This window comes from Salinimicrobium oceani (assembly GCF_012037645.1).
In genome coordinates, this window is sequence record NZ_JAAVJR010000808.1 from 1 (window position 1) to 412 (window position 412).

Annotated in this window: 1 protein-coding gene; it reads right to left on the reverse strand. The window is 39.1% G+C overall.

The genetic code is table 11. From position 1 onward, the window contains the following. A partial coding sequence (locus tag HC175_RS19505; protein WP_168139787.1) for a 3-hydroxyacyl-ACP dehydratase FabZ family protein occupies positions 1-370 on the reverse strand: 370 nt, incomplete at its 3' end. Between the last annotated feature and the right edge of the window lie 42 nt (positions 371-412).

The following is a 412-nucleotide window of genomic DNA, read 5'->3' on the forward strand; positions in this document are numbered from 1 at the left end:
TTTTCACTTTGCATTTCAATTTGTTGAACCTGAAATACACTTTTTCAGAAATCACTTTTACTTTTTCACCCGGGAATACCGGAAGAAAATAATCCACATTGGCATTTGAGAGAGCCACTTTAAAATCTGCAGTTTTTTGATCCTTCAGCAAAAAAATTCCCAGGCAAACCACTCCTATTTGCGCCATACATTCGGTAAGGATCACTCCCGGCGTCACCGGATGCTCTTTAAAATGTCCTTTATAGAAGTAGGAGTCTTCAGGAAAACTATAGGTTCCCGAAGTTCGGTTTTCATTTACTTCCAATAGTTCATCCACGAACAGAAAAGGTTGAGCATAAGGCAATTTTTGAAGGATCTCGCTTTTTTCCATTTATCTGAATCTACTGCTCATTCCGCCGTCGATCACAAAAGA